We start from the raw sequence: 20,934 nt of genomic DNA on the forward strand, positions 1-20,934 counted from the left end.
GGCCTCCTTCACTCTCCGCGATCTCCGGCAGGCTCATGCCGTCCATGTGGAGGTGCACGAGGCCCAGGCCGTGTACATGGGCCAGCGCGGCCGCGATCTGGGTCAGCGCGGCGCCGCGTTGCGCGAGCGACATCCGCGTCGCCACGTCCGTGAGCGACTGGCCTTGTACGAAGTCGAAGACGAGCCGATCAGCCCAGATCAGCTCTCCTCTTCGACCCTCTCGACCGTCTTCAGGATCCGTTCGCGGACATCGATGGCCCGGCGCGAGCCTGGCTCCACCCCGTCGAGCAGCCCCACCAGGTTGAACAGGTCGAAGGCCGCGGCCCAGCGCTCGAACCCTTCCGGGAGCGGCGCGCGCGCTCGGTAGGCGTCCGCGAACGCCGCGACGAACTCGGGCCCCGGGCTCCAGCGAAGGATCTGCCCGACATCCATCAGACTCGGTCCGGCGTACGCGAACTCCCAGTCGAGCACGAGCAGCTCGCCGGACGCGAGCCAGTGCAGGTTGGACGCCTTGAAGTCCCCGTGCAGCAGCACCGGCGCCGACGCGAGCGCGCGGAGCGAGCCCGCGCTCGCGTCGAGGAACGCGCCCACGGGCTCGCGGAGCGCGTCGCGGAGGGCAGGAGCCACCCTGTCGAGGACCGCGTCGATGTGGGCCCGGAACGCGCCGACGCAGTCGTCGAACCGCCAGGTGACGGCGAGATCCGGCCCCAGGAAGCCCGCCGTGTCGAAGCCGACGGCGTGGATCTCCGCGAGCGCGCGCCCGGCCGCGGCGCCGCACGCCGCGGTGTCCTGGAGGGGCCCGTGAGGGACGTGCTCGAGGACGAGGAAGTCCTCCCCCGCCGACAGGACCGCCGGGACGCGGAACGACCGCCAGCCGCGCGCGAGCAGGCTGGCCTCCTTCAACGCCGCGCCCGGGTCCCGGAGGTACACCCGCACGACGCGCCCGGCTCCGACGCGCACGTTCACGTTGGCGAGCCCGCCGGAGAGCACCTCCATCTCGCCGTCGAATGGCCCGATCCGCCGCTCGACCTCGGCGCGAACCAGGTCGGTCTCCGCGCGAGCCAGGTCGACCCCGGCGCGCGCCAGGGTCTCGGCGGGCGCGGCGCGCTCCCACGCGCGCTCGGGGTTGGGCAGCTGTCTCATTGCGGCCTCTTCAGCACGGAACGCGCGGCACGTCGAGGGCGCGGCGCCGCCCGACGCCCTCCCTCGGACGGCTACCTCGGAGTACGATGCGCACATGCCCGTGTACCGCTCGTCCGCCTTCGACCGCGCCGCGTCGGTCGCCATGGCGGCCCGGACCGACGTGGGGCTCAGCCGCGATCACAACGAGGACGCCTTCCTGATCAGCGATCTCGCGCGCGGGCTCGCCCACGGGTCAGCGGCCGCCCAGGTGCTGGCAGAGCCGCCGCTCACCCTGTCGCTCGGCGTCTACGACGGCTCCGGCGGCGCGTCGTCCCCGGACGCGGCGAGCCGGCTCGCGGCGCGCACGGTCCACGCCGCCCTCACGCGGGCCGCGCCGCGGTCGAGCGACGCGCTCGAGCGCAGCCTGCTCGACGCGATCGCCGCGGCCGGGCGCGCCGTCCTCGGCAACGCCCGCCGCGGCACGGAGCACCGCAGCAGCGGCACCACCGCCACCGTGGCCGCGCTCTGCGACGAGCGCCTGCTGCTCGCCCAGGTCGGCGACAGCCGCGCCTACCTCCTCCGGGGCGGCGCCCTCACGCAGATCAGCCGCGACCAGACCCTCGTCCAGTCGCTGCTCGAGAGCGGCAAGCTGCAGCCCGAGGAGGCGGCGACGTTCGAGCACCGGGGCGTGATGCTCCAGGCGCTCGGGCTCCGCGAGCAGCTCAGGATCGCGCTCTCCGCCGTGGAGCTCCGCCGCGAGGACACGCTGCTGCTCTGCACCGACGGGCTGAGCGACCTCATCCACGATCAGCACATCGCCGCGACGCTCGACGCCCACCCCGACCCGGCAGCGGCGTCCAGCGCCCTCATCGAGGCCGCGCTCGCCGCCGGAGGCCACGACAACGTGACCGTCGTCGTCGCGCGGTTCGACGGCCCGTGGCTCGCCCCGCCGGCTGGCGACAGCGCTCCACAGGTCGTCGAGATCGCGAAGTTTTCTGAAGCGTCTATCCGCCGTTCCTGAGCGCGCGACGGCCGCCGCGGCCGGTCTCCTCCAGGGCTCGCGGCGCTGAAGCATCGCCTCGAATTCTTTGGAAAATTCACAGGGAGGCGGGGAGACGGGGAGGAAAAATCTTCAAATACTCCCTGTCTCCCCGCCTCCCTGTTCAATTTCCCCGCTGAAAAGGGCTGCGAAGTGAGGGGATTCCCTGGCTCGCGGCGGGCAATCCATACAGCCGCTCATCGCCCGTAGGCGCCGTCCTCGCGCGAGGAATTTTCCACGGGCGGACGGCGCTGCAGACAGCCGGCCTCGGCCCGGGCGGAGCGCGCTCGGGCTTGCTTTCCGCGGTGATCTCGGCGATCCCACCCGGGGCGGAGGCTCGCCTCGGACGAGGGAGGGAGCCGCATGCTGTCCTTTCGGGATGGAGCGGAGGTCATCGTCAATGGAGCAGCGCGCATTCGGGTTCACGGGCATCAAGCTCCCGGTCGTCGGACAGGGCACCTGGCAGATGGAGGGCGACGACGAGGCGGCCTGCCTCGACGCCATCCGGCGGGGGCTCGACGCGGGGATGACGCACATCGACACGGCGGAGATGTACGGCTCGGGCGCGGTCGAGTCGCTCGTCGGCAAGGCCATCGAGGGGCGCCGTGACGAGGTGTTCCTCGCCTCCAAGGTGCTGCCCAACAACGCGAGCTACTCCGGCACGATCGCCGCGTGCGAGCGCAGCCTGAAGCGGCTCCGCACCGACCGGCTCGACCTCTATCTCCTCCACTGGCCCGGCGCGCACCCGCTCGAGGAGACCCTCCGCGCCTTCAAGCACCTGAGGGACCAGGGCAAGATCCGTTATTTCGGCGTCAGCAACTTCGACCAGGCGGAGCTCTCGAAGGCGATCGCCATCGCCGGGCCGAACGAGATCGCCTGCAACCAGGTGCTCTACCACCTGCTCGAGCGGGCGATCGAGCACCGGGTCGTGCCGCTCTGCGAGCGGCACGGCATCGCGGTCGTGGCCTACAGCCCGTTCGGCTCGGGCCGGTTCCCGGCGCCGAACAGCACGACGGGCAAGGTGCTCGCGTCGATCGCCGCCGCCCGCGGCGCGACGCCGCGGCAGGTCGCCCTGCGCTTCCTGCTCCGGCGCCAGCCGGTCTTCGTGATCCCCAAAGCCGCGAGCGCCGCGCACGCGCTCGACAACGCGGCCGCGGGGGACCTGCGCCTCACCAGCGAGGACCTCGCCCGCATCGAGACGGCGTTCCCGCTCGGCCGCGACCGCGGCGTGCTGCCGACGCTGTAGGCGGCTCTGGCCGGCCGGTCGTGGCATGCTCCGCACATGAGACAACCATTCATCGGCTCGGCTCTCTTCGGGCTCCTCCTCGCCGCCTGCGGCGGCTCCGTCGACACCCCGCCTGGCAGCGGAGGAGCCGGCGGCGCTGGCGGCGCCACGAGCTCGACCTCGGACGGCGCCGGCGGCGCCACGAGCTCGACCTCGGGCGGCGGCGGCGAGGCGTCGGTCGCCTGCGGAGCGCGCAGCGGCGGCACCTGTGGCGCGGAGGAGTTCTGCGACTTCCCTGACGATTCGTGCGGAACGTTCGACACCGAGGGCGAGTGTTCCGCCCGGCCCGAGGTCTGCCCCACGGATTGCCCGGGCGTCTGCGGGTGCGACGGCCAGCTCTACTGCAACGCGTGCGCCGCGCAGGGAGCCGGGGTGGATGTCTCGGAGAGCACCTCGTGCAGGAAGCCCGCGGCCGTCGACTACGCCGCATCCTACTGGCCCGGCGGGCTCGATCACCTCATCATTTACAAGGCCGACCCGGAGGCGAACCGGTGCGTGATGCTGTTCGCCGACGCGCCGGTCGAGGGGGCGCGGGAGGGCTTCGACGTCACGCTCCCGACGCCCTGGGTCGTGTCGCGCGTCGAGAGGACCGACCGGGCGGCCGACTGCGCGCCGGGGACCATCAGCCCCACCGGCAAGGCCGTGAACGCCACGGGCGCCACCGGGAAGCTGACGTGGGATATCGCGGGGACGGCCCTCCCGTGCTCCCTCGGAGTCGACGTCACGGTCACGTTTCCGGACGAGCCCGCGACCGTCGTCCTCAGGGCCACCGACGTGGAGGTGGAAGGCGGCTGCAGGTAGCCGCGCCGCGGGCCTCGACGCGGCCTCCTGCCCCTGCCTCCCTCAGCGCTTCTTCGCCCCGCCGCCGCGCTGCGCCTTCTCGGCCTCGGCGAGCCGCCGCCGCGCGTCGTCGAGGGCGGCCTGGCTCGCGAGGCCCTTCGGGAGCGCCTCGTATCCGGCCACCTCCTCGCGCAGCGTCGCCACCTGCTCCGCGCGCTGGCCGAGCTTCTGCTGGATCTCGGCGCGGAGCTTCAGGTAGCGCAGCCGGCGCGGGCCATAGGCGCGGCCGATCGCGCGCTCCACCGCGGCGAGCGCCTCCGGCTCGCGGCCCATCGCGTGGAGCACCTGCGCGAGCCGCGCGGGCGGCTCGTACGACGCGGGCATCTGCGCCTCGCGCTGCTTCAGCATCGCCACCGCCTCGTCGCCGCGCGAGAGCGCGAGGTACGCCATGGCCCGCCCGTAATCGTAGGCGGCCGCCGCCTCGGGCTCCCTCGCCTCCTTCGCGGCCTGCTCCAGCACGGCGAGCTTCGACTCGTTCGCCGCGCGGGCCTTGTCGGCCTCGCCGAGCGCCTCCAGCCCCTCGGCGAGCAGGCCCCACGCGTCCGCGCGGTCGTCCGCGCTCGCGTCCGCGGGCGGGCTCTCGACGATCGACCGGAGCCGGGCGACCGCCGCCTCGCGCGCGGCCCGCTGCGCATTGCGGTCCGGGAGCGCCGCCGCGCACGAGAGCAGGACGCTCGCGAAATCGGCGGGCAGCGCCGCGCCCTTCACCTCGCCGACGTGCGCCCTGCCGACGTCCGCGCACGCCGCGGCGTCCTTCTTGCGCAGCGACGAAACCAGGCCGAGCAGCGCCTCGCTGCGCCGCGGCCAGTCCTTCCCGGCCCTCGCCAGGGCGCGCTGGTACGCGGACGCGGCGGCGGCGTGATCGCCGGCGCTGTGGGCCCGCTTCGCCTCGACGAGCAGCCGGTTCGGGTCGTCCGCCCGCAGCTTCGCGGCGGCCTCGGAATCCATGGCGAGCAGCGCCTCGCGGAACAGCTCGCGCAGCTCCTCCACCGAGGCCGCGCCCCGCCAGAGCCCGACGACGTCGCCGTTCGCCGGCTCGAAGAGGAAGAACGTCGGCCACACGGTCACCTCGTGTCGCTCCAGGAACGGCGCGTTCTCCGGGCGATCCGTGTCGATGTCGGCGAACACCACCCGATCGGCGAACGGGCGCAGCGACGGATCGGTCAGCACGTAGTGCTTCATGCTCAGGCACGTGTGGCACCACGGCGCCCACGCATCGACGAACAGCGCCTTGCCCTCGGCCCGGGCCTTCTCGCGCGCCTTTGGCAGGTCGTCGTGGATGAACTCGAGCGGCGGCCGCGCCGGCTCCGGCTTGGCGGCGGGCGCCGCGGCCACGGCAGCGGGCGGCGGCGCCGCGGCGGCCGGGGGCGCCGGAGCGCGCGGCGGCGGCTCGGCCGCGCAGGCGGCCAGGGCGAGGGCGGAGGCGAGGGCGGAGACGAGCGCGGCGAGCGAGGCGGGGTGACGCACGCCGGCATGGTAGCTCAGGCGCGGCCGCCTCGCCCTCTCCGCGACCACCAGCGCGGAGAGACAGCGCCACGTTGACGCGCCATCATCGCTCCGCATAGATGGTCTCTCTCGACCGGCAGGTGCTCGCGTGCCACGCCATGGAATCGCCGCGCCGCCGGGCCCGCCAGGGCGAACACATCAGGGGGCGGAGTCGCATGATCGAGCACGTGCAGAGGATAGGAAAGCACACCGTCCGCGTCGGTGAACACGAGGACACCCTCGATCTGACGCTGCGGGGCGACGTCACGCTGGACGACGCGAGGCAGATCTTCGACTTCATGGCGGCCCGGTTCGCGGGGCGGAGCTACATGCTGGTCACCGGCGACATGTCCGAGCTCGGCCATGTCCTGGCGGAGGTGCGGAGACTGCTCGTCACGGATGCGAGCAGGATCCCGCCCATCCGCGGGCTTGTCTATCACCACACGGGCTTCACGGCGAGGGTCCTCACCGAGCTCGTGATCCGTGGCTATGCGCTCGCCACGGGAGCCGACCTCCCGGTCCATTTCGTCAAGGACGAGGCGGAGGCAGGCGCGTGGCTCGCGAGGCGCCGGGCGCAGCTCGCGGGCGCGGCGCCGCACAGGTGAGCCCCGGGGTTGTCCGCGCCCCGCGGCGCCCGCCCGGCGCGGCATGTCGAGCGCGCGTCGAATGCCACGTTGACGCGCCGTCGGCCCCCCGCCTGGATCAGACGATGGGCCTGCCGGTGCTCGCTTGTCGCGCGATGGCGCCCGGACACGCCGGATAAGCCACGCTGAGCACATCGGGGGGCGGAATCGTATGATCGAGCACGTGCAGAGGATAGGAAAGCACACGGCCCGCGTCGGTGAACACCAGGACACCCTGGAGCTGACGCTGCGGGGCGACCTCGCGCCGGACGAGGTGAAGGAGCTCTTCGGCTTCATTGCGGCACGGTTCGCGGGCCGGAGCTACGCGCTGGTCACGGGCGACATGTCCGGGCTGGGCCGGATCCCGGCGGAGTCCCGGAGGGTCATCTTCGAGGAAGCGACGAGGGTGCCGCCCATCCGCGGCGTCGCCTATTACCGCGCGACCTTCGCGGCGAGGGTCATCAACGAGCTGGTGATCCGGGCCTATGCGCTCGCCACGGGCGCCGATATAGCGGTCTACTTCGCCAGGGAAGAGGCAGACGTACGGGCGTGGCTCGTGACGCGGCGGGAGCAGATCGCGGCGAGGCCCAGCGCCGGGTGAGCCCGCAGCCCGTCGCGCCCGAGCGGGGGCCGGGTTCGGAGCGGCCGGGCGCCTCGAGGGCGCCTCGGGGATGAGGCCGTCGCCCGGGGAGCGCCGCGGCGGTGATCTGACGACGCGCCTCCCCGCTGGCCACAAAGCTGGTAGAGTGGCGCCGCGGTGAACGATTACGCGGGTCGGTGCGGGAGCTGCGCGGCATACACGAGGGTGCATGAGGATCCGGCGCGCGGCCGCGTGGGCGAGTGCGCCCTCGAGGTGTACCCGCCGCCGGTCAAGGCGACCGCGACGTGCGCCCGCTACCGGGCCAAGGGCGCGCCGCCGCCGCCGCCGCCGCCCCGGGCCGCTGGCCAGCCGCGCGGCTCGGGCGGCAAGCCGCGGGCGCCCGAGCGGGCGCCGTCGCCGGAGCGCCGGCCCGCCGCGGCGCCGCAGCCCCTCCGTTCCACGCTGCCAAGGGAGATCGACATCGACATGGATATCGACGAGTTCCGCCGTGTGCTGCGCGAGGTGCTGTCCGAGGAGCTCGGCGTCGGCCGCGCGGAGATGGGCGGCCGCTGGGAAGGCGGGGAGATCGTCCTCCGGCCGGGAAAGGAGGGCACGGCCGAGAAGCGCATCCCGCTCGACGTGTTCTTCCACAAGATCGTGATGCTCCGCGACAAGCTCCGCGTACTGGAGCAGAAGATCAACACGCACGAGGGGCTGAGCGACGCGGAGAAGGTCCAGCTCCAGGCGTACATCACCGGCTGTTACGGGACCCTCACCACGTTCAACGTCCTCTTCGCCCGCCGTGAGGACGGCTTCAGCGGCAGCGGCCGGGACGACTGAGGCGCCGCCGGCGACGACAGGCATGCTCGGAGGAGGCGACTCCGCCTCCGGACGAGCATGCGAGTCGGCGGCGCGCGCGACGCGAGCCGGCGCCGGGCGCGAGCCCCGCGACACGAGCTCAGCAATTCCGTCGCCGCCGCGAATTCCATGTCACGCCGGCCAGCGCGCCGGCGCCGCCGTCAAAAAGGAGCTGCGCGGCGCCGGGAGCGCCCGCCGAAGAGCTGCACGGCGCCTCGCCCACCATGGTACAAGGTGCGCGGAGGTCGCCGAGCAATGGCCATCAAGCAGCTCACGCCAGAGCAGGTCCACACCATGTCCCTCGAAGAGAAGGACACATGGTGGCTGAAGAACGTCTACCGCGGCGACATGCCTCAGCTCACGCTGCGCTCGGCGATGACGGGCATGCTCCTCGGCGCCTTCCTGTCGCTCACGAACGTGTACATCGGCGCGCGCACCGGCTGGTCTCTCGGGGTCGGGATCACGAGCGTGATCCTGGCCTTCGGCCTCTTCAAGGTCCTCTCCCGGCTGGGCCTCGGCCGCGACATGACCGTGCTCGAGAACAACGCGATGCAGTCCATCGCGACGTCGGCCGGGTACATCAACGCGCCTCTCTTCACGAGCCTCGCGGCCTATTCGATGGTCACGACCACGGTCATCCCCATGGGAAGGGCGATGATCTGGATGTTCGTCCTCGCCATCCTCGGCGTGCTCTTCGCCTTCCCCATGAAGAAGCGCTTCATCAACGACGAGCAGCTCCCCTTCCCCGAGGGGATGGCCGCCGGCGTCGTCATGGACGCGCTGCACGAGAGCGACGAGAAGGAGGGCCTCTTCAAGGCGAAGCTCCTCCTCGGCGGCGGCCTCCTGAGCGCCGCCCTCGAGCTCCTGCGCGACGACAAGGTGATGCGCGCCCTCTTCGCGCTGAAGAACATCCCCCATTACTACGACGAGCTCCTCTACAAAGGTGGCTTCGCCGACCTGCTCAAGCGGTGGGGGCTCACCCCGGCCATCCGGGGCGTCCCCCTCAACGAGCTCACGATCCGCTTCGACACGAGCCTCATCTTCGTCGCCACGGGCGGCCTGATGGGCATCCGGACCGGCGTCTCGCTCCTCCTCGGGGGCATCCTCAACTACTGGGTCCTGGCCCCGCTCCTCATCCAGCACGGGATCATCCTGCCGAGGAACGGGCACTACGGGTTCGGGCAGATCACCATCTGGGCGCTGTGGGGCGGCGTCGCGTGCATGACGACGTCCTCGCTCTATGCCTTCTTCTCCAAGCCCAAGGTGATCCTGGACGCGTTCAAGGGCCTCTCCCGGAAAGGTGGCTCGCGGGACGTGCTCGCGGACATCGAGCTGCCGGTGAAGCTGTCGATCATCGGCGTGCCCGTCGTCGGCGCGGTCGTCGTCGTGCTCGGGCATGTCTGGTTCGGCATCGCGTGGTGGCTCGGGATCCTCGCGATCCCGCTCGTCTTCGTCTTCTCGCTCATCGCCGTCAACTCGACGGCGATCACGGCGATCACCCCGACCGGGGCGCTCGGCAAGCTGACGCAGCTCACCTACGGGGTCCTCGCGCCGAAGAACATCACGACGAACCTGATGACGGCCGGGATCACGGCGGAGGTCGCGAGCAACACCGCGAACCTGCTCATGGACATCAAGCCGGGCTACATGCTCGGCGGCAAGCCGCGCCACCAGGCGCTCGGGCACGTGCTCGGGACCATCGCGGGGCTCGTGCTCTCGGTGCCCGTCTGGTACCTCGTGCTCATCCAGGGGGACATCGGCCGCTACGGGACGGAGAAGCTGCCGGTCCCGAGCGCGCTCACCTGGAAGGCCGTCGCCGAGGTGCTGATGAAGGGGCTCGACTTCCTCCACCCGACGGCCAAGTCCGCGGTGCTCGTCGGGGCGATCGTCGGCGTCGTCGTCGAGGTCACGAAGCAGGTCACGAAGAACCGATTCCCCCTCTCCGCTGTCGCCCTGGGGCTCGCCTTCATCCTGAACTTCACCGACATCTGGTCGATGTTCCTCGGCTCGTTCGCCTTCTGGCTGCTCGAGCGGCGCGCCGCGGCGTGGCACAGGAGGCGCGAGCAGGAGGCGCGGATGAGCGTGACCGGGCCCGGCGGGCTCGTCGAGGCGCCGCTGCCCCCGCCGGTCAATCGGCCCTGGTATGCACTGGCCGCGGAGAACACCGAGGCGATCTGCGCGGGCGTGATCGCCGGAGGCTCGCTGATGGGCATCGGCCTGAGCGTGCTCGGCGTGCTGGTGCTGCCCGACGTCCTGGAAGCCACGAGCTTCGGCAAGGCGCTCGGGCAGCTCCTCGGCCTCGTCCCCAGGTGAGGCGCCGCCGGGCGGGCCCCGCTGGATGCGCGGGCCCCTCCGGCCCGCTCGCGGCCGCTCAGCCACCACGCAGCAGCGCCCCAGTGTGACAGGAATGCCCGCTCCCGGCGGCCGCGGCGAGCCGCGGTGAGCGCAGCGCGTCGCCCGGCTGAGCCGCGCTGCTCGGGACTGCAGTGGCGCGCTTCGTGCAGCCCTGCTCACGCCGCGTCAGCACGAGCCCGCGAGAGGACGCGCGGGGAAAGGACCCTTGATGTCAACGAACGCGCCCCCGTCCCGAGGAACGCCCAGCCCCGCGCCTGTCGGCGATCCCGAGCAGGATCCGCCGATGCGGGATCCCGCCCCGAACGAGCCCCCGCGGCGCGACCCTGATCCGGGCGAGCCAGCGCGTCGGGATCCCCCGCCGTCGCCGCCCGAGCCCGGAGAGCCCTCTCCCGACATCATCGAGGACCCTCCGGCGCCGGGGCAACCGCCGAAGGAGCCCGGCGTGATCGCGAGTGCTGGCCGTGTTGGCCTTGCGGCGTGACGGCGTCCCTAACTGTCGAGAGGTCCCATGAACACCTGCGATTGCTGCGGCAACACCTATGACAAGGCCTTCCAGATCATGGCGGGCGGCACGACCTACACATTCGACTGCTTCGAGTGCGCGATTCACAAGCTCGCGCCCGTGTGCGCCCACTGCGCCTGCCGGATCGTGGGCCACGGCGTCGAGGCCGGCGGGGCGTTCTACTGCTGTGCGCACTGCTCCAAGCAGGAGGGCGTCCAGGGCGCGATCGATCGCGTGGCGTGACCCGGCGGCCGCCGGGCCCGCGCCGGCGAGCCGGCGCGCTCACATCGCGGGGTCGTGGAGCGGCAGCGCGAGCGCCGCCTCGGTCGGCGTCACGGCCGCGAAGCGGTCGGCCAGCGCCGCGAGCGACGCCTACAGCCCGCGCAGCGCCGTCGGCGCCCCCTGCGCCGGGGGAAGCGCCGCGAGCTGATCTGCGGCGAGCGCAGAGACAAGGATGAAGAGCAGCAGAGCGACGCCTGTGCGGCCGCGAGCCTGCGTGAGCATGGATCCCTCCTTACACGGCGAGGCGGTCGCCCCGCTGTCCATCGCGGGGCGTTCGCCTCGCTCTCCAGGAAGCTAGCTCTGGACGAGGCGCGTGATAATCCTGGTCCGTCGACGAAGATTGCGTCGCGGAAGGAACGAATGGCATGGATCCGGCGAGCGGTCACCTGGGGGAGATGAGGGCGTTCCTGGAGGTGGCGCGGCGGCAGAGCTTCTCGGCGGCGGCGAAGGCGCTCGGGCTCACGTCGTCGTCGGTCAGCAAGCAGGTAGCGCGGCTCGAGGAGCGCCTCCGCGCGAAGCTCCTGAAGCGCACCACGCGCCGCGTGAGCCTCACGGAGGCGGGGCACCTCTACGCCGAGCGCGCCGACCGGATCCTCTCGGACGTCGAGGAGGCGGAGCGGGCGGTCGCGGAGCTCGACGGGACGCCGCGCGGGGCGCTGCGCATCTCGGCGCCCACGGTCCTCGGCACGATCCGCGTCGCGCCGGCCGTGCTGGCCTGCCGCGCGCGGTACCCGGAGCTCCGCATCGATCTCGATCTCACCGACCGCCTCGTCGATCTGGTGGCCGAGCGCGTCGACGTGGCGGTGCGCCTGGCGGCCGCGATCTCCCCTGCTTCGCTCGTCGCGCGGCGGCTCGCGGACGACCTGCGCGTGCTCTGCGCGAGCCCGCGGTACCTGCGCCGCCACGGGACGCCGCGCCGCCTCGAGGACCTGGCCGACCACGACTGCATCACGCTCAACATGGAGCCTGTCGCTCGGTGGACGCTCGTCGGCCCCGAGGGGGAGCGCGTCATCCCGGTGAGCGGCACGTTCCGCACCAGCGACACGATGACGCTGCGCGACGCCGCGGTCGCCGGCCTCGGCCTGGCCAACCTCCCGGACTACCTCGTTCAGGAGCACCTGGAGAGCGGCGCGCTGCGGCGCGTGCTGCCGGCCTACGGCGCGTCGCAGCGCGCGAGCTTCGCGGTCTACGCGGCGCCCGCGCGCGCCGCGGTCCGCGTGTTCGTCGAGGAGCTGGCCAGGGTGATGAAGGGGCGCGGGGCAGCGGGAGCGGCGCGATCAGATTCAGATGAAGAGAGCTCGAGTCGTCGAGGACGCCAGGAAGACAAGAGCTCTGGCCGCCAGACCGCGAGGCCGCCAAGGACGCGATAGCCGTCACCCCCGCTCGGGCGCCGCCTGCATCGCGGCCGGCGCCGCGCGCTCCCTGGTCATCTGGCGAATGCAGTGCTGGAGCGCCGCGCGGAGGTTCGACAGGGTCGTTATATTGGCCAGATCGATCCCGAGGCTCACGATCGTCTGAGCGACGTTCGACCGGATGCCCGTGACGATGCCCTCGGCGCCGAGGAGCCGGATCGCGCGGACGAGCTCGAGGAGGTAGCTCGCCGTCTTGGTGTCGACCATCTCGACGCCGGTGAGGTCGAGGATCGCGTAGCGGGCGCCCGTGCGGACGATCGCGTCGAGCAGCGCATCCATCACCTCCGCGGTCCGCTGGCTGTCGACCATCCCGATCATCGGCAACGTCAGCACGCCGTCCCAGACCTGGATGATGGGAGTCGACAGGTCGCGGATGACCTGCTGCTGCCGCTGGATGAGGTCCAGCTTGGTCCGGAGCTCCTGCTCGGTGCGCTTGGTGTCGCTGACATCGAGGGTGAAGCCGACGACCGCGTAGACCTTCCCCTGCTCGTCGCGGATCGGGATCTCCCAGTTCTCCCAGAACACCCCGTGCGACTCGTTCATCGAGTGGGACGCCTCGCCCTCGAGCGCCCGCCGCAGCACGTCGTTGCCTTCGTTGCCCGCGTAGAGCTCGAACACGTTCTTGCCGATGTGCGCGCCTTCCTCGAGCCCCGCGCTCACGACCCCCTTGCCCTCGTGGAACGTGAAGATCCCTTCGCGATCGATCGCCCAGACGACGATCGGCAGCGTCTGCGTGACGGTCCGCAGGACCACCTCCTTCTGCTGGTGGCGGCGGAGCCGCTCCATCCGCTCCGTCACGTCCTGCCCGAACACCCCGACGCCGAGGACCTTCCCCTGCTCGTCGACGAGGCGCTCGTGGAGCCACTCGAAGCACGCCTCGCCGCCGTCCTTCCTCACATGGGTCCACACCCGGGGCGTCGGGCCGTCCTCCGCGAGGAGCCGCCGCCACGCCTCGGGGTCGCCGGAGACCGGCAGCAGCTCGTCCACGCGGCGGCCGAGCGCCTCGCGCGGCGCGTGACCGAACAGGCGCTCGGCCGCGCCGTTCCAGTCCTGGATCGTGAGATCGCTGCCGACCTCGACGATCGCGAGCGGCGCCCGTTCAAAAAGGAGCGCTCGCCTGCCAGCGCGCGGTTCTGCCTCGACCCCCCCCTGCGGGGCATTGGACACGTTCATGATTGCAAAATTTAACCCGAGCGTTCCCTGGCCGTCGAGAGGCTGAGACGCTCGCTCCGGCGCGCCGCGGACAGCGCCCGCGCCGGTCGCGCGCCCCGGCCGCGCGGATCTCCTGCTGCTGCAGCAACACCCCCCGCGCAGCGCCTGCTGCGCCAGCAGCAGCCCGCCGTCTGCTATAGCGGATCTACGTCTTGTGAGCCGGCGCGTGGTTGGTACGGCGCGTGCTCAACACGCGACACCCGGTGCTCCACACCTCCGGCGTGCTCGAGGAGAGCGCCCCCGCAGCCACGCGTGGTCGAGCTCATCAAAGGGCAACGGCGCGCGCCAGGTCGAGGGATTTGCGGTCGTTTTATGCAGGATGGCCTTGACTTTGCGAACGCCTCTGGGCCTCTCGGTCCCGCCCCGCTCAGCCATCGACACCTCTCCGAGATCGCCTGGCGGGGCCTCGCGGCGCTGCTCGTCGCCATCGCCGTGCTCGGCTGCTCCAAAGCATCCTCCGCGCCTCTGGGCGGCGGCGACGCCGAGGGGTACGAGAAGCTCGAGCTCCGTTACGAGGGAGGGACGGGCGTCTCGTTCCCGGAGCTCGCCGAGGACCTCGGCTTCCTCGCGCCCCTCCGGCTGAGCTTCGTCGGCAGCTCCATCAGCGGACCGCACAACATCCAGTCGGTCGTCACCGGGGACACCGACTTCGGCGGGGCGTTCAACGGGGCCGTGATCAAGCTGTTCGCGGCGAGGGCGCCGATCAAGGCGGTGATCGGCTATTACGGCGTCGACAAGGAGACGTGGAGCGGCTTCTACGTCCTCGACGACAGCCCGATCAAGAGCCCGCGGGATCTCATCGGCAAGAAGATCTCGGTCAACACGCTCGGGGCGCACTCCGAGTTCATCCTGAAGGAGTACCTGCTCCGCAACGGGCTGAGCCGCGACGAGGTGAATCAGGTGACCCTCGTGGTCATCCCGCCGGTCAACGGCGAGCTCGCGCTGCGGCAGAAGCAGGTCGACGTGGCGACGCTCGGCGGCATCCTGCGCGACAAGGCCATGGAGCGGGGCGGGCTGCACCCGCTGTTCACGGATCACGACCTCTTCGGCGCGTTCACCGCGGGCAGCTACGTGCTCACGAAGGAGTTCATCCGCGACAACCCGCGGACGGCGCGCAAGTTCGTCGAGGCCGTGGCGAAGGCGATCGACTGGGCGCAGACGACGCCGAGGGGAGAGGTCATCGCGCGGTTCGAGAAGATCGTCGCGGGCCGGGGCCGGAACGAGGAAGCGTCGGTGCTGAAGTACTGGCGGAGCACGGGTGTGGCCGGCAAGGGCGGGCTCATCGCGGAGACCGAGTTCCAGGTGTGGATCGACTGGCTGGTGAGGGACGGCGAGCTCAAGCAAGGACAGGTCCAGCTGAGCGAGCTGTACACGAACGAGTTCAACCCGTTTTGGAAGGGCGGTCCGTGAAAGGATCGGGCCCTCGTCGAGGATGGGCAGCAGGAGTAGCCATGAGCAACAAGATCCAGTTCCAAAACGTGAGCAAGACGTTCGCCATCAAGGGGCCGGCGGGGACGAAGGAGGGCGCGCGGTTCACGGCCATCGAGAACCTCTGCCTCGACGTGAGGGCGAGCGAGCTGATGGTCCTCGTCGGGCCGAGCGGTTGCGGCAAGTCGACGCTCATCGATCTGCTCGGCGGGCTGTCGATGCCGTCGACCGGGCGGCTCCTGCTCGACGGCAAGCCGATCACCGGACCTGCCCTCGACCGGGGGATCGTGTTCCAGCAATACGCGCTGTTCCCGTGGCGCACGGCGCGCGAGAACGTCGAGTTCGGGCTGGAGGCCAAGGGCATCCCGGAGAGCCAGCGCAAGGAGATCGCCCAGAGCTACCTCGAGCTGGTCAGCCTCTCCGGCTTCGAGGACCGGTATCCGCACGAGCTGTCGGGCGGCATGAAGCAGCGCGTGGCCATCGCCAGGAGCCTCGCTTACGACCCGGAGGTGCTGATGATGGACGAGCCGTTCGCGGCGCTCGACGCGCAGACGCGCGAGTCGCTGCAGGCCGAGCTGCTCCGGATCTGGGAGAAGTCGCGCAAGACGATCCTCTTCATCACGCACAGCATCGACGAGGCGGTGTTCCTCGGGCAGCGGGTCGCGATCATGACGTCCCGGCCCGGCCGCGTGAAGCACGTCATCGAGATCCCGCCGGAGATCCGGGGCCACGAGGACCCGCGGTCGACGCCGGAGTTCGGCAGGCTGCGGCACGAGATCTGGTCGCTCCTGCGCGAGGAGGTGCTCAAGGCGGACGAGCTGGAGCGGAGCAAGAAGCAGAAGCGCGCGGCGGAGAGCCGCCCTGTGGCAGGCGTGGTGGCGGTCAATGGCTAGCATCGAACAATCGATCGAGCTGCACGAGGAAGCGCCGCAGCCGCAGCTCGTCGGCGAGGTGGGGCGGTGGCTCGGCCGCGCCGCCGCGCGCTCCGGGATCTTGCTCCTCGTGGCCGCGCTCTGGGAGACGGCGCCGCGGGTCGGCCTCGTCGAGGCGGCGTTCCTGCCGCCGCTCTCCGAGGTGCTGGCGAACGGGTGGCAGCTCCTCCAGAACGGGCAGCTCCTGAGCCACATCAAGGCGAGCCTTTCCCGCTCGCTGCTCGGCTTCTCGCTGGCGATCCTGGTGGGCGTGCCGCTCGGGCTCGCGATCGGCTGGTACAAGGGCGTGGCGGACGCCATCAACCCGCTGCTCGAGGTGCTGCGCAACACCGCGGCGCTCGCGCTCTTGCCCGTGTTCCTCCTGCTGCTCGGGATCGGGGAGGCCTCGAAGGTCGCGCTCGTGATCTACTCGTGCACCTGGCCGATCCTGCTCAACACGATCAGCGGGGTGCGCGGGGTCGATCCGCTGCTCATCAAGTCGGCGCGGACGATGGGGCTGTCGCCCCTCCAGCTGTTCCGCAAGGTCATCCTCCCGGCGGCCGTCCCGACGATCTTCGTGGGCATCCGCCTCGCGGGCGCGTACTCGCTGCTCGTCCTCGTCGCGGCGGAGATGATCGGCGCCAAGGCGGGGCTCGGGTACCTCATCATCTACGCGCAATACAACTTCCAGATCCCGAGCATGTATGTCGGCATTCTCACGATCACGACGCTCGGGCTGACGTTCAATTACCTGCTCATGCGCGTCGAGCGGCGCTTCACCGCGTGGAAGGTCGCTCCCAAGGAGTGACGTGACCCCACCGCGCGCGCGCAGCGCGCTTTGTACGTCGCGCGCCGCGCACCGTGGCGCGCCCACCGTTCATCGACAGAGGGAGAGGACCGCGTGAATCGCATCATCCTGGGTCGGACCGGCCTCACGGTCAGCGTGCTCGGCCTGGGCGCGGGCGGCGACAGCCGGCTCGGCTCCGGGCGCATTACCGAGGCCGAGTCGCTCCGGCTCGTCCGTGCGGCCATCGAGGGCGGCGTGAACTTCTTCGACACGGCGGAGGCGTACGGCACCGAGGGGCTCCTCGGGAAGGCGCTCCGCGAGGTGCCGCGCGACAGCGTGGTGCTCTCGACGAAGAAGACGACGCGCCTCGAGGCGCCCCTCCGGGCCGAGGACGTCGTGACGTCGCTGCACGCGAGCCTGGAGCGGCTCGGCACCGACCACGTCGACGTCTATCACCTGCACGGGGTGCTCCCGGACCACTACGCCGATCTGCGCGAGCGGATCGTCCCCGTCCTCCTGCGGCTGCGGGAGCAGGGCAAGATCCGCTTCCTCGGCATCACGGAGGCGTTCGCCGCCGATCCGACGCACGCCATGCTCGAGCGGGCGCTCCGCGACGACCTCTGGGACGTCGTGATGGTCGGGTTCAACCTCCTGAACCAGTCGGCGCGGGCGAGGGTGTTCCCGCTGACGCAGGCGAAGAACATCGGCACGCTGATCATGTTCGCGGTCCGGCGCGCGCTGAGCCGCCCCGACCGGCTGAGGGAGCTGCTCGGCGATCTGGCGGCGCGGGGCAAGGTGTCGCGCGAGCTCGCCGCCGACGGGCTGGACGCGCTCCTCGAGGGCGAGGACGTCGCGTCGCTCCCGGACGCGGCATACCGCTTCTGCCGGGACGAGCCAGGCGCCCACGTGATCCTGTCGGGGACGAGCAGCGTGGCGCACCTGCTGGAGAACGTGCGGTCGATCGAGGCGCCCCGGCTGTCGCCGGGGGCCCGCGAGCGCCTCGTCGAGGCGTTCGCGCAGGTCGACGACGTCTCGGGTCACTGAGGCATCCCCGTAGATTCTTCGGAAAATTCACAGGGAGGCGGGGAGGCGGGGAGGAAAATCTTCAAATTACTCCCCGTCTCCCCGCCTCCCTGTTCCATTTCCCCGCTGAAATGGCTTCACAATGAGGCGATCCCCCAGGTCAGGGCACTGAGGGCGCTCGCCGGCCGTCGCGCGGCGAGAGGGTCAATCACGCCGTCGCGCGGCGAGAGGGTCAATCACGCCGGCGTAAGGCGAGAGGGTCAATCACGCCGGCGCACGGCGAGAGCGTCAGTCACGCCGGCGCACGGCGAGCGGGTCACGCGACCGGAGGAGCGACGCCGGGCGACGCGAGGGGCGACGCGGCGTCGGGTCCGAGGAAGCGGGCGATGCGCGCGCCGAGCCGCGCGCGGAAGGCGTCGTCGGTGGGGGGCGAGTGGCGGCACCCCTCGAGCAGCTCGGTCTCGGCGCGGGGCATCAGCTCCTTCGCGCGCGCGATCAGCTTCGCGCCGGGGAACTGGACGTCCTCGTCGGCGCCGAACACGAGCGCCGGGCGCGTGAAGCCCGCGAGGGTCTCGGGCTTCGCGAGCGGCGGCAGCCGGAAGTCGAGCCGGTAGCTCCGCAGCGCGTCGCCGATATAAGGGATCCACGTGTCGTCCTGGGCGGAGAACATCCCGGCGGCGACGCGGGCGAGGCGCTTCTCGGAAGGGAACGCGCGGTAGAGCGCCATCGGGATCCCCACGCGCACCATGCCTTGCCAGACCGAGCCCATCACGAGCCCGCCCGGCACGATCAGGACGAGCTTGTCTATCCGGGCGGGCGCGAACTCGGCCATGCGCACGGCCACGAGGCCTCCCCAGCTCACGCCGAGCAGGTGCGCGCGCGCGAGCCCGAGCGCGTCGAGGACGTCGGTGAGCCACTCGGCGTAGGCCGGGCCGTCGGGCCGCAAGCGCACGTCGGAGCTCTTGACCGACTGACCGATCACGTCGACGGCGTAGACGCGGAAGCGCTGGGCGAGCGCGCCGAGCTCGCCCATCAGGTGCGCCGAGCTCGCGAGCGCGCCGTGCAGGCAGACGAGCGGCGGCGCGTGCTCGGGGCCGGCGACGAGGAGGTGCGTCGCGCCGAAGCGCGTCGCTACCTCGCGCGACTCGGTCGGGAACGTGAGCCTGTCGCGGAACCTCTCGTACCACGCCGCGATGCGCGCGCGCGCCTCGGGGCTCTCGAACATGATCGATGACGTCATCGGGACCTCCCGGGGTGATCTGCGGGGCGAAGGCCGCACAGGTGCTGAGCAACGAGCCGATCGAGGAGGGCGACGGGCGCCGGGTGCGCGCCCTGGACCCACGCGATCAGCGCGAAGTAGTAGAAGGAGAAGAACGCGACCCCGAAGAGCGCGGCGTCGGCGCCTTCGGCCACCTCCCCGCGCGCGCGCGCGGCGTCGAACAGCGCGACGACGCGGCCGTGCGCGGCGCCGACCTGCTCGGCGAAGCGCGCCTGCCAGGGCGGGTCGGCGAACAGCGACTCGCGCAGCAGCGTCTTCGACAGCGCCGGCCTGCGGGCGTAGTACCCGAAGAAGCCGGCCGCGAGCCGGTGGAGCCGCTCCTCGAGCGTCCCTGGCTCCTCGTCGCGCACGGCCTCGGCCGCCGTGGCGGCGAGGTCGTCGAACAGCGCGGCGTGCAGCAGGGCGCGCTTGTCCTCGAAGTGGAGCAGGACCGTGCCCGCCGCCACGCCCGCGTCCGCGGCGATGGCCCGGACGCTCGCCGCCTCGAACCCGTGGCGCTCGAAGTGGTCGCGCGCCGTCTCGAGGATCCGGGCGCGCGTCGCGTCCTTCTGCGCGTCGCGCCGGCCCGGCTTTTGAGTGAACGCGTTCACTGAACGTGTTCATGTCATGGGCGGAGAGAAAGCGCAAGGGGGAGCGGAGACGATCGAGGGCGGACCTCGACCGCTCGCCCGGCCGCCGCGACGGCCCGGCGTCATCAGGAAGGCGCCGCGCGGGCCTGCGCCGTCAGGAAGGCGCCGCGCGGGCCTGCGCCGTCAGGAAGGCGCCGCGCAGGCCTGCGCCGTCAGGAAAGGCGCCGCGCGGGCCTGCGCCGTCAGGAAAGGCGCCGCGCGGGCCTGCGCCGTCAGGAAGGCGCCGCGGAAGCTCGCTCCTGCCCGGGACCCGCCGCGCCGGGTGCCTCTCCCCTCACTTCGGGGCCTTCATCACGGTGCCGTCGTAGTTGATCCAGTAGACGTGCGTGGCGTCCACGGCGATCGCCGCAGGAGAAGGCTGATCTTCGGCGATGAGCGTCGGCTCTCCGCCGGTGAGAGGGCTCTTCGCGACGTCGCTCCCCCACTGGGTCCAGTACACATTCTCGCTGTCCAGAGCCATGTCCTCGCCCCAACCGGCTAGCTGGAGCAGGACGGCGTCGCCGCCGCCCTTGGGGCCTTTCATGATCCCCTGTCTACTCGCCCAGAAGACATCGGTATCGCTCGTCGAGATCCGATAAGTGCCGGAGGGCCGCTCGCCGGCATTGAAGAGCTCGACAGGGCTGCCGCCGGCCTTGGAGACCCTGTGGACTCGCTCCCTCGACCTGTTGATCCAGTAGACTTGGTCGGCGTCGATCGCGATGACGTCCACACCGTTCACGGTCTGAGCGACGTCGGCCAGCGCGCCTCCCGTCTTTGGCGCCCTGACGATCTTCGCGAAGCCGTCGACCTCTTCCGAGCCATATTCCCCCATGTAAACGAAGTCGTCGTCCACGGCGACGTTCGCGGCCTCGGTGAAGACCGAAACGATGTGGACCGGCGGTCCGCCGCTCTTCGGGACACGGAATACGCCGTCGTAGTAGGCGATCCAGTAGACGTGGTCGGCATCGAGGGCGATGCCTTTCGTGGGATAAAACTGAGAGCCGCTCACGAGCGACACCGGGCTGCCGCCCTCGAGGGGCACCTTCATGACCTGGTCATCGACCGTCCAGTAGACATGGGTCGCGTCGACGGCCATGGAGCTCGGCTCGGATGGGCCGGAGGCCAGCACGACCGGGCCGCGCGGCGCGGGCGCGCCTCCCGCGCCGCCCGGGCTCTCCCCCGCGCCGCCGGTGGCGGGCGCCGCGGCCCCGGAGCCGGCTGGGGCCAGGATGACGTCAGGGGCGCACGCGACAAGGAGAGCAGCGGAGACGAGGAGCAAGGAGGGTTCACGCATGAGCACGCT

Annotated in this window: 20 protein-coding genes; 13 read left to right on the forward strand and 7 right to left on the reverse strand. The window is 71.5% G+C overall.

Going from position 1 to position 20,934, the window contains the following annotated elements; genetic code table 11:
- Positions 1 to 198: 198 nt before the first annotated feature.
- Positions 199 to 1,143 carry a phosphotransferase family protein gene (locus WME89_RS30145; protein WP_438003149.1) on the reverse strand — a complete coding sequence of 315 codons (945 nt, stop codon included), beginning with the start codon at positions 1,141 to 1,143 and terminating at the stop codon, positions 199 to 201.
- Between the two features lie 94 nt (positions 1,144 to 1,237).
- Between WME89_RS30145 and WME89_RS30150 the strand changes: the two genes are divergently transcribed.
- The 3 genes from WME89_RS30150 (at position 1,238) to WME89_RS30160 (ending at position 4,247) form a co-directional block, all read left to right on the forward strand.
- Positions 1,238 to 2,143 carry a PP2C family protein-serine/threonine phosphatase gene (locus tag WME89_RS30150; protein WP_438003150.1) on the forward strand — a complete coding sequence of 302 codons (906 nt, stop codon included), beginning with the start codon at positions 1,238 to 1,240 and terminating at the stop codon, positions 2,141 to 2,143.
- A gap of 418 nt (positions 2,144 to 2,561) precedes the next feature.
- Positions 2,562 to 3,407 carry an aldo/keto reductase gene (locus WME89_RS30155; RefSeq protein WP_438003151.1) on the forward strand — a complete coding sequence of 282 codons (846 nt, stop codon included), beginning with the start codon at positions 2,562 to 2,564 and terminating at the stop codon, positions 3,405 to 3,407.
- Between the two features lie 36 nt (positions 3,408 to 3,443).
- Complete coding sequence (locus WME89_RS30160; RefSeq protein ID WP_438003152.1) at positions 3,444 to 4,247, forward strand: hypothetical protein; 804 nt, start codon at positions 3,444 to 3,446, stop codon at positions 4,245 to 4,247.
- Positions 4,248 to 4,289: 42 nt separating this feature from the next.
- Here WME89_RS30160 and WME89_RS30165 read toward each other — a convergent pair whose 3' ends face one another.
- Positions 4,290 to 5,753: a thioredoxin family protein gene (locus WME89_RS30165; protein ID WP_438003153.1), complete on the reverse strand. Its 1,464-nt coding sequence runs from the start codon at positions 5,751 to 5,753 to the stop codon at positions 4,290 to 4,292.
- A 206-nt stretch (positions 5,754 to 5,959) separates the two neighbouring features.
- Here WME89_RS30165 and WME89_RS30170 point away from each other — a divergent pair, with 206 nt between their 5' ends.
- The 5 genes from WME89_RS30170 (at position 5,960) to WME89_RS30190 (ending at position 10,932) form a co-directional block, all read left to right on the forward strand.
- The gene (locus WME89_RS30170; protein ID WP_438003154.1) at positions 5,960 to 6,376 is read left to right on the forward strand and encodes a hypothetical protein; all 417 of its coding nucleotides are present in this window, start codon (positions 5,960 to 5,962) and stop codon (positions 6,374 to 6,376) included.
- A 202-nt stretch (positions 6,377 to 6,578) separates the two neighbouring features.
- Complete coding sequence (locus WME89_RS30175; protein WP_438003155.1) at positions 6,579 to 6,995, forward strand: hypothetical protein; 417 nt, start codon at positions 6,579 to 6,581, stop codon at positions 6,993 to 6,995.
- 204 nt (positions 6,996 to 7,199) lie between these two features.
- Positions 7,200 to 7,814, forward strand: a complete 615-nt coding sequence (locus WME89_RS30180; protein ID WP_438003156.1) for a hypothetical protein — start codon at positions 7,200 to 7,202, stop codon at positions 7,812 to 7,814.
- A gap of 273 nt (positions 7,815 to 8,087) precedes the next feature.
- Entirely contained in the window at positions 8,088 to 10,145 is a 2,058-nt protein-coding gene (locus WME89_RS30185; protein WP_438003157.1) for an OPT family oligopeptide transporter, read from the forward strand.
- 550 nt (positions 10,146 to 10,695) lie between these two features.
- Positions 10,696 to 10,932: a hypothetical protein gene (locus tag WME89_RS30190; RefSeq protein ID WP_438003158.1), complete on the forward strand. Its 237-nt coding sequence runs from the start codon at positions 10,696 to 10,698 to the stop codon at positions 10,930 to 10,932.
- Positions 10,933 to 11,061: 129 nt separating this feature from the next.
- Here WME89_RS30190 and WME89_RS30195 read toward each other — a convergent pair whose 3' ends face one another.
- Positions 11,062 to 11,193, reverse strand: coding sequence for a hypothetical protein (locus WME89_RS30195; protein ID WP_437618033.1), 132 nt, complete (start codon positions 11,191 to 11,193; stop codon positions 11,062 to 11,064).
- A 143-nt stretch (positions 11,194 to 11,336) separates the two neighbouring features.
- Here WME89_RS30195 and WME89_RS30200 point away from each other — a divergent pair, with 143 nt between their 5' ends.
- On the forward strand, positions 11,337 to 12,341 hold the full coding sequence (locus tag WME89_RS30200; protein WP_438003159.1) for a LysR substrate-binding domain-containing protein: 1,005 nt from the start codon (positions 11,337 to 11,339) through the stop codon (positions 12,339 to 12,341).
- Positions 12,342 to 12,344: 3 nt separating this feature from the next.
- Here the strand turns inward: WME89_RS30200 and WME89_RS30205 are convergent, their stop codons facing one another.
- Positions 12,345 to 13,556 (reverse strand): PAS domain S-box protein, encoded by a 1,212-nt coding sequence (locus tag WME89_RS30205; protein ID WP_438003160.1) that lies wholly within the window; start codon positions 13,554 to 13,556, stop codon positions 12,345 to 12,347.
- A 351-nt stretch (positions 13,557 to 13,907) separates the two neighbouring features.
- On the opposite strand from WME89_RS30205, the gene WME89_RS30210 reads away from it, so the two are divergent.
- The 4 genes from WME89_RS30210 (at position 13,908) to WME89_RS30225 (ending at position 17,765) form a co-directional block, all read left to right on the forward strand.
- A complete protein-coding gene (locus WME89_RS30210) occupies positions 13,908 to 15,005 on the forward strand; it encodes an ABC transporter substrate-binding protein (protein ID WP_438003161.1) in 1,098 nt (365 codons plus the stop codon).
- Positions 15,006 to 15,046: 41 nt separating this feature from the next.
- Positions 15,047 to 15,916 (forward strand): ABC transporter ATP-binding protein, encoded by an 870-nt coding sequence (locus WME89_RS30215; protein WP_438003162.1) that lies wholly within the window; start codon positions 15,047 to 15,049, stop codon positions 15,914 to 15,916.
- Entirely contained in the window at positions 15,909 to 16,742 is an 834-nt protein-coding gene (locus WME89_RS30220; RefSeq protein ID WP_437662261.1) for an ABC transporter permease, read from the forward strand. Before WME89_RS30215 ends, WME89_RS30220 begins: the two co-directional genes overlap by 8 nt.
- A 93-nt stretch (positions 16,743 to 16,835) precedes the next feature.
- Positions 16,836 to 17,765 (forward strand): aldo/keto reductase, encoded by a 930-nt coding sequence (locus WME89_RS30225; RefSeq protein WP_438003163.1) that lies wholly within the window; start codon positions 16,836 to 16,838, stop codon positions 17,763 to 17,765.
- Between the two features lie 295 nt (positions 17,766 to 18,060).
- Here the strand turns inward: WME89_RS30225 and WME89_RS30230 are convergent, their stop codons facing one another.
- The 3 genes from WME89_RS30230 to WME89_RS30240 form a co-directional block, all read right to left on the reverse strand.
- Positions 18,061 to 18,984 (reverse strand): alpha/beta fold hydrolase, encoded by a 924-nt coding sequence (locus WME89_RS30230; RefSeq protein WP_438003164.1) that lies wholly within the window; start codon positions 18,982 to 18,984, stop codon positions 18,061 to 18,063.
- Positions 18,981 to 19,613, reverse strand: a complete 633-nt coding sequence (locus tag WME89_RS30235) for a TetR/AcrR family transcriptional regulator (RefSeq protein ID WP_438003165.1) — start codon at positions 19,611 to 19,613, stop codon at positions 18,981 to 18,983. The genes WME89_RS30230 and WME89_RS30235 overlap by 4 nt, the downstream gene beginning before the upstream one ends.
- Before the next feature lie 313 nt (positions 19,614 to 19,926).
- Complete coding sequence (locus WME89_RS30240) at positions 19,927 to 20,925, reverse strand: hypothetical protein (RefSeq protein ID WP_438003166.1); 999 nt, start codon at positions 20,923 to 20,925, stop codon at positions 19,927 to 19,929.
- Positions 20,926 to 20,934 lie beyond the last annotated feature (9 nt).

Source organism: Sorangium sp. So ce321, assembly GCF_051530195.1.
GTDB lineage: Bacteria > Myxococcota_A > Polyangia > Polyangiales > Polyangiaceae > Sorangium.

What these genes read in the sequence shown, in the direction of transcription:
- WME89_RS30145 (WP_438003149.1), bottom strand. Translation starts at nt 1,143, where the DNA reads ATGAGACAGCTGCCCAACCCCGAGCGCGCGTGGGAGCGCGCCGCGCCC.
- WME89_RS30150 (WP_438003150.1), top strand. Translation starts at nt 1,238, where the DNA reads ATGCCCGTGTACCGCTCGTCCGCCTTCGACCGCGCCGCGTCGGTCGCC.
- WME89_RS30155 (WP_438003151.1), top strand. Translation starts at nt 2,562, where the DNA reads ATGGAGCAGCGCGCATTCGGGTTCACGGGCATCAAGCTCCCGGTCGTC.
- WME89_RS30160 (WP_438003152.1), top strand. Translation starts at nt 3,444, where the DNA reads ATGAGACAACCATTCATCGGCTCGGCTCTCTTCGGGCTCCTCCTCGCC.
- WME89_RS30185 (WP_438003157.1), top strand. Translation starts at nt 8,088, where the DNA reads ATGGCCATCAAGCAGCTCACGCCAGAGCAGGTCCACACCATGTCCCTC.
- WME89_RS30190 (WP_438003158.1), top strand. Translation starts at nt 10,696, where the DNA reads ATGAACACCTGCGATTGCTGCGGCAACACCTATGACAAGGCCTTCCAG.
- WME89_RS30195 (WP_437618033.1), bottom strand. Translation starts at nt 11,193, where the DNA reads ATGCTCACGCAGGCTCGCGGCCGCACAGGCGTCGCTCTGCTGCTCTTC.
- WME89_RS30200 (WP_438003159.1), top strand. Translation starts at nt 11,337, where the DNA reads ATGGATCCGGCGAGCGGTCACCTGGGGGAGATGAGGGCGTTCCTGGAG.
- WME89_RS30205 (WP_438003160.1), bottom strand. Translation starts at nt 13,556, where the DNA reads ATGAACGTGTCCAATGCCCCGCAGGGGGGGGTCGAGGCAGAACCGCGC.
- WME89_RS30210 (WP_438003161.1), top strand. Translation starts at nt 13,908, where the DNA reads ATGCAGGATGGCCTTGACTTTGCGAACGCCTCTGGGCCTCTCGGTCCC.
- WME89_RS30215 (WP_438003162.1), top strand. Translation starts at nt 15,047, where the DNA reads ATGAGCAACAAGATCCAGTTCCAAAACGTGAGCAAGACGTTCGCCATC.
- WME89_RS30220 (WP_437662261.1), top strand. Translation starts at nt 15,909, where the DNA reads ATGGCTAGCATCGAACAATCGATCGAGCTGCACGAGGAAGCGCCGCAG.
- WME89_RS30230 (WP_438003164.1), bottom strand. Translation starts at nt 18,984, where the DNA reads ATGACGTCATCGATCATGTTCGAGAGCCCCGAGGCGCGCGCGCGCATC.
- WME89_RS30240 (WP_438003166.1), bottom strand. Translation starts at nt 20,925, where the DNA reads ATGCGTGAACCCTCCTTGCTCCTCGTCTCCGCTGCTCTCCTTGTCGCG.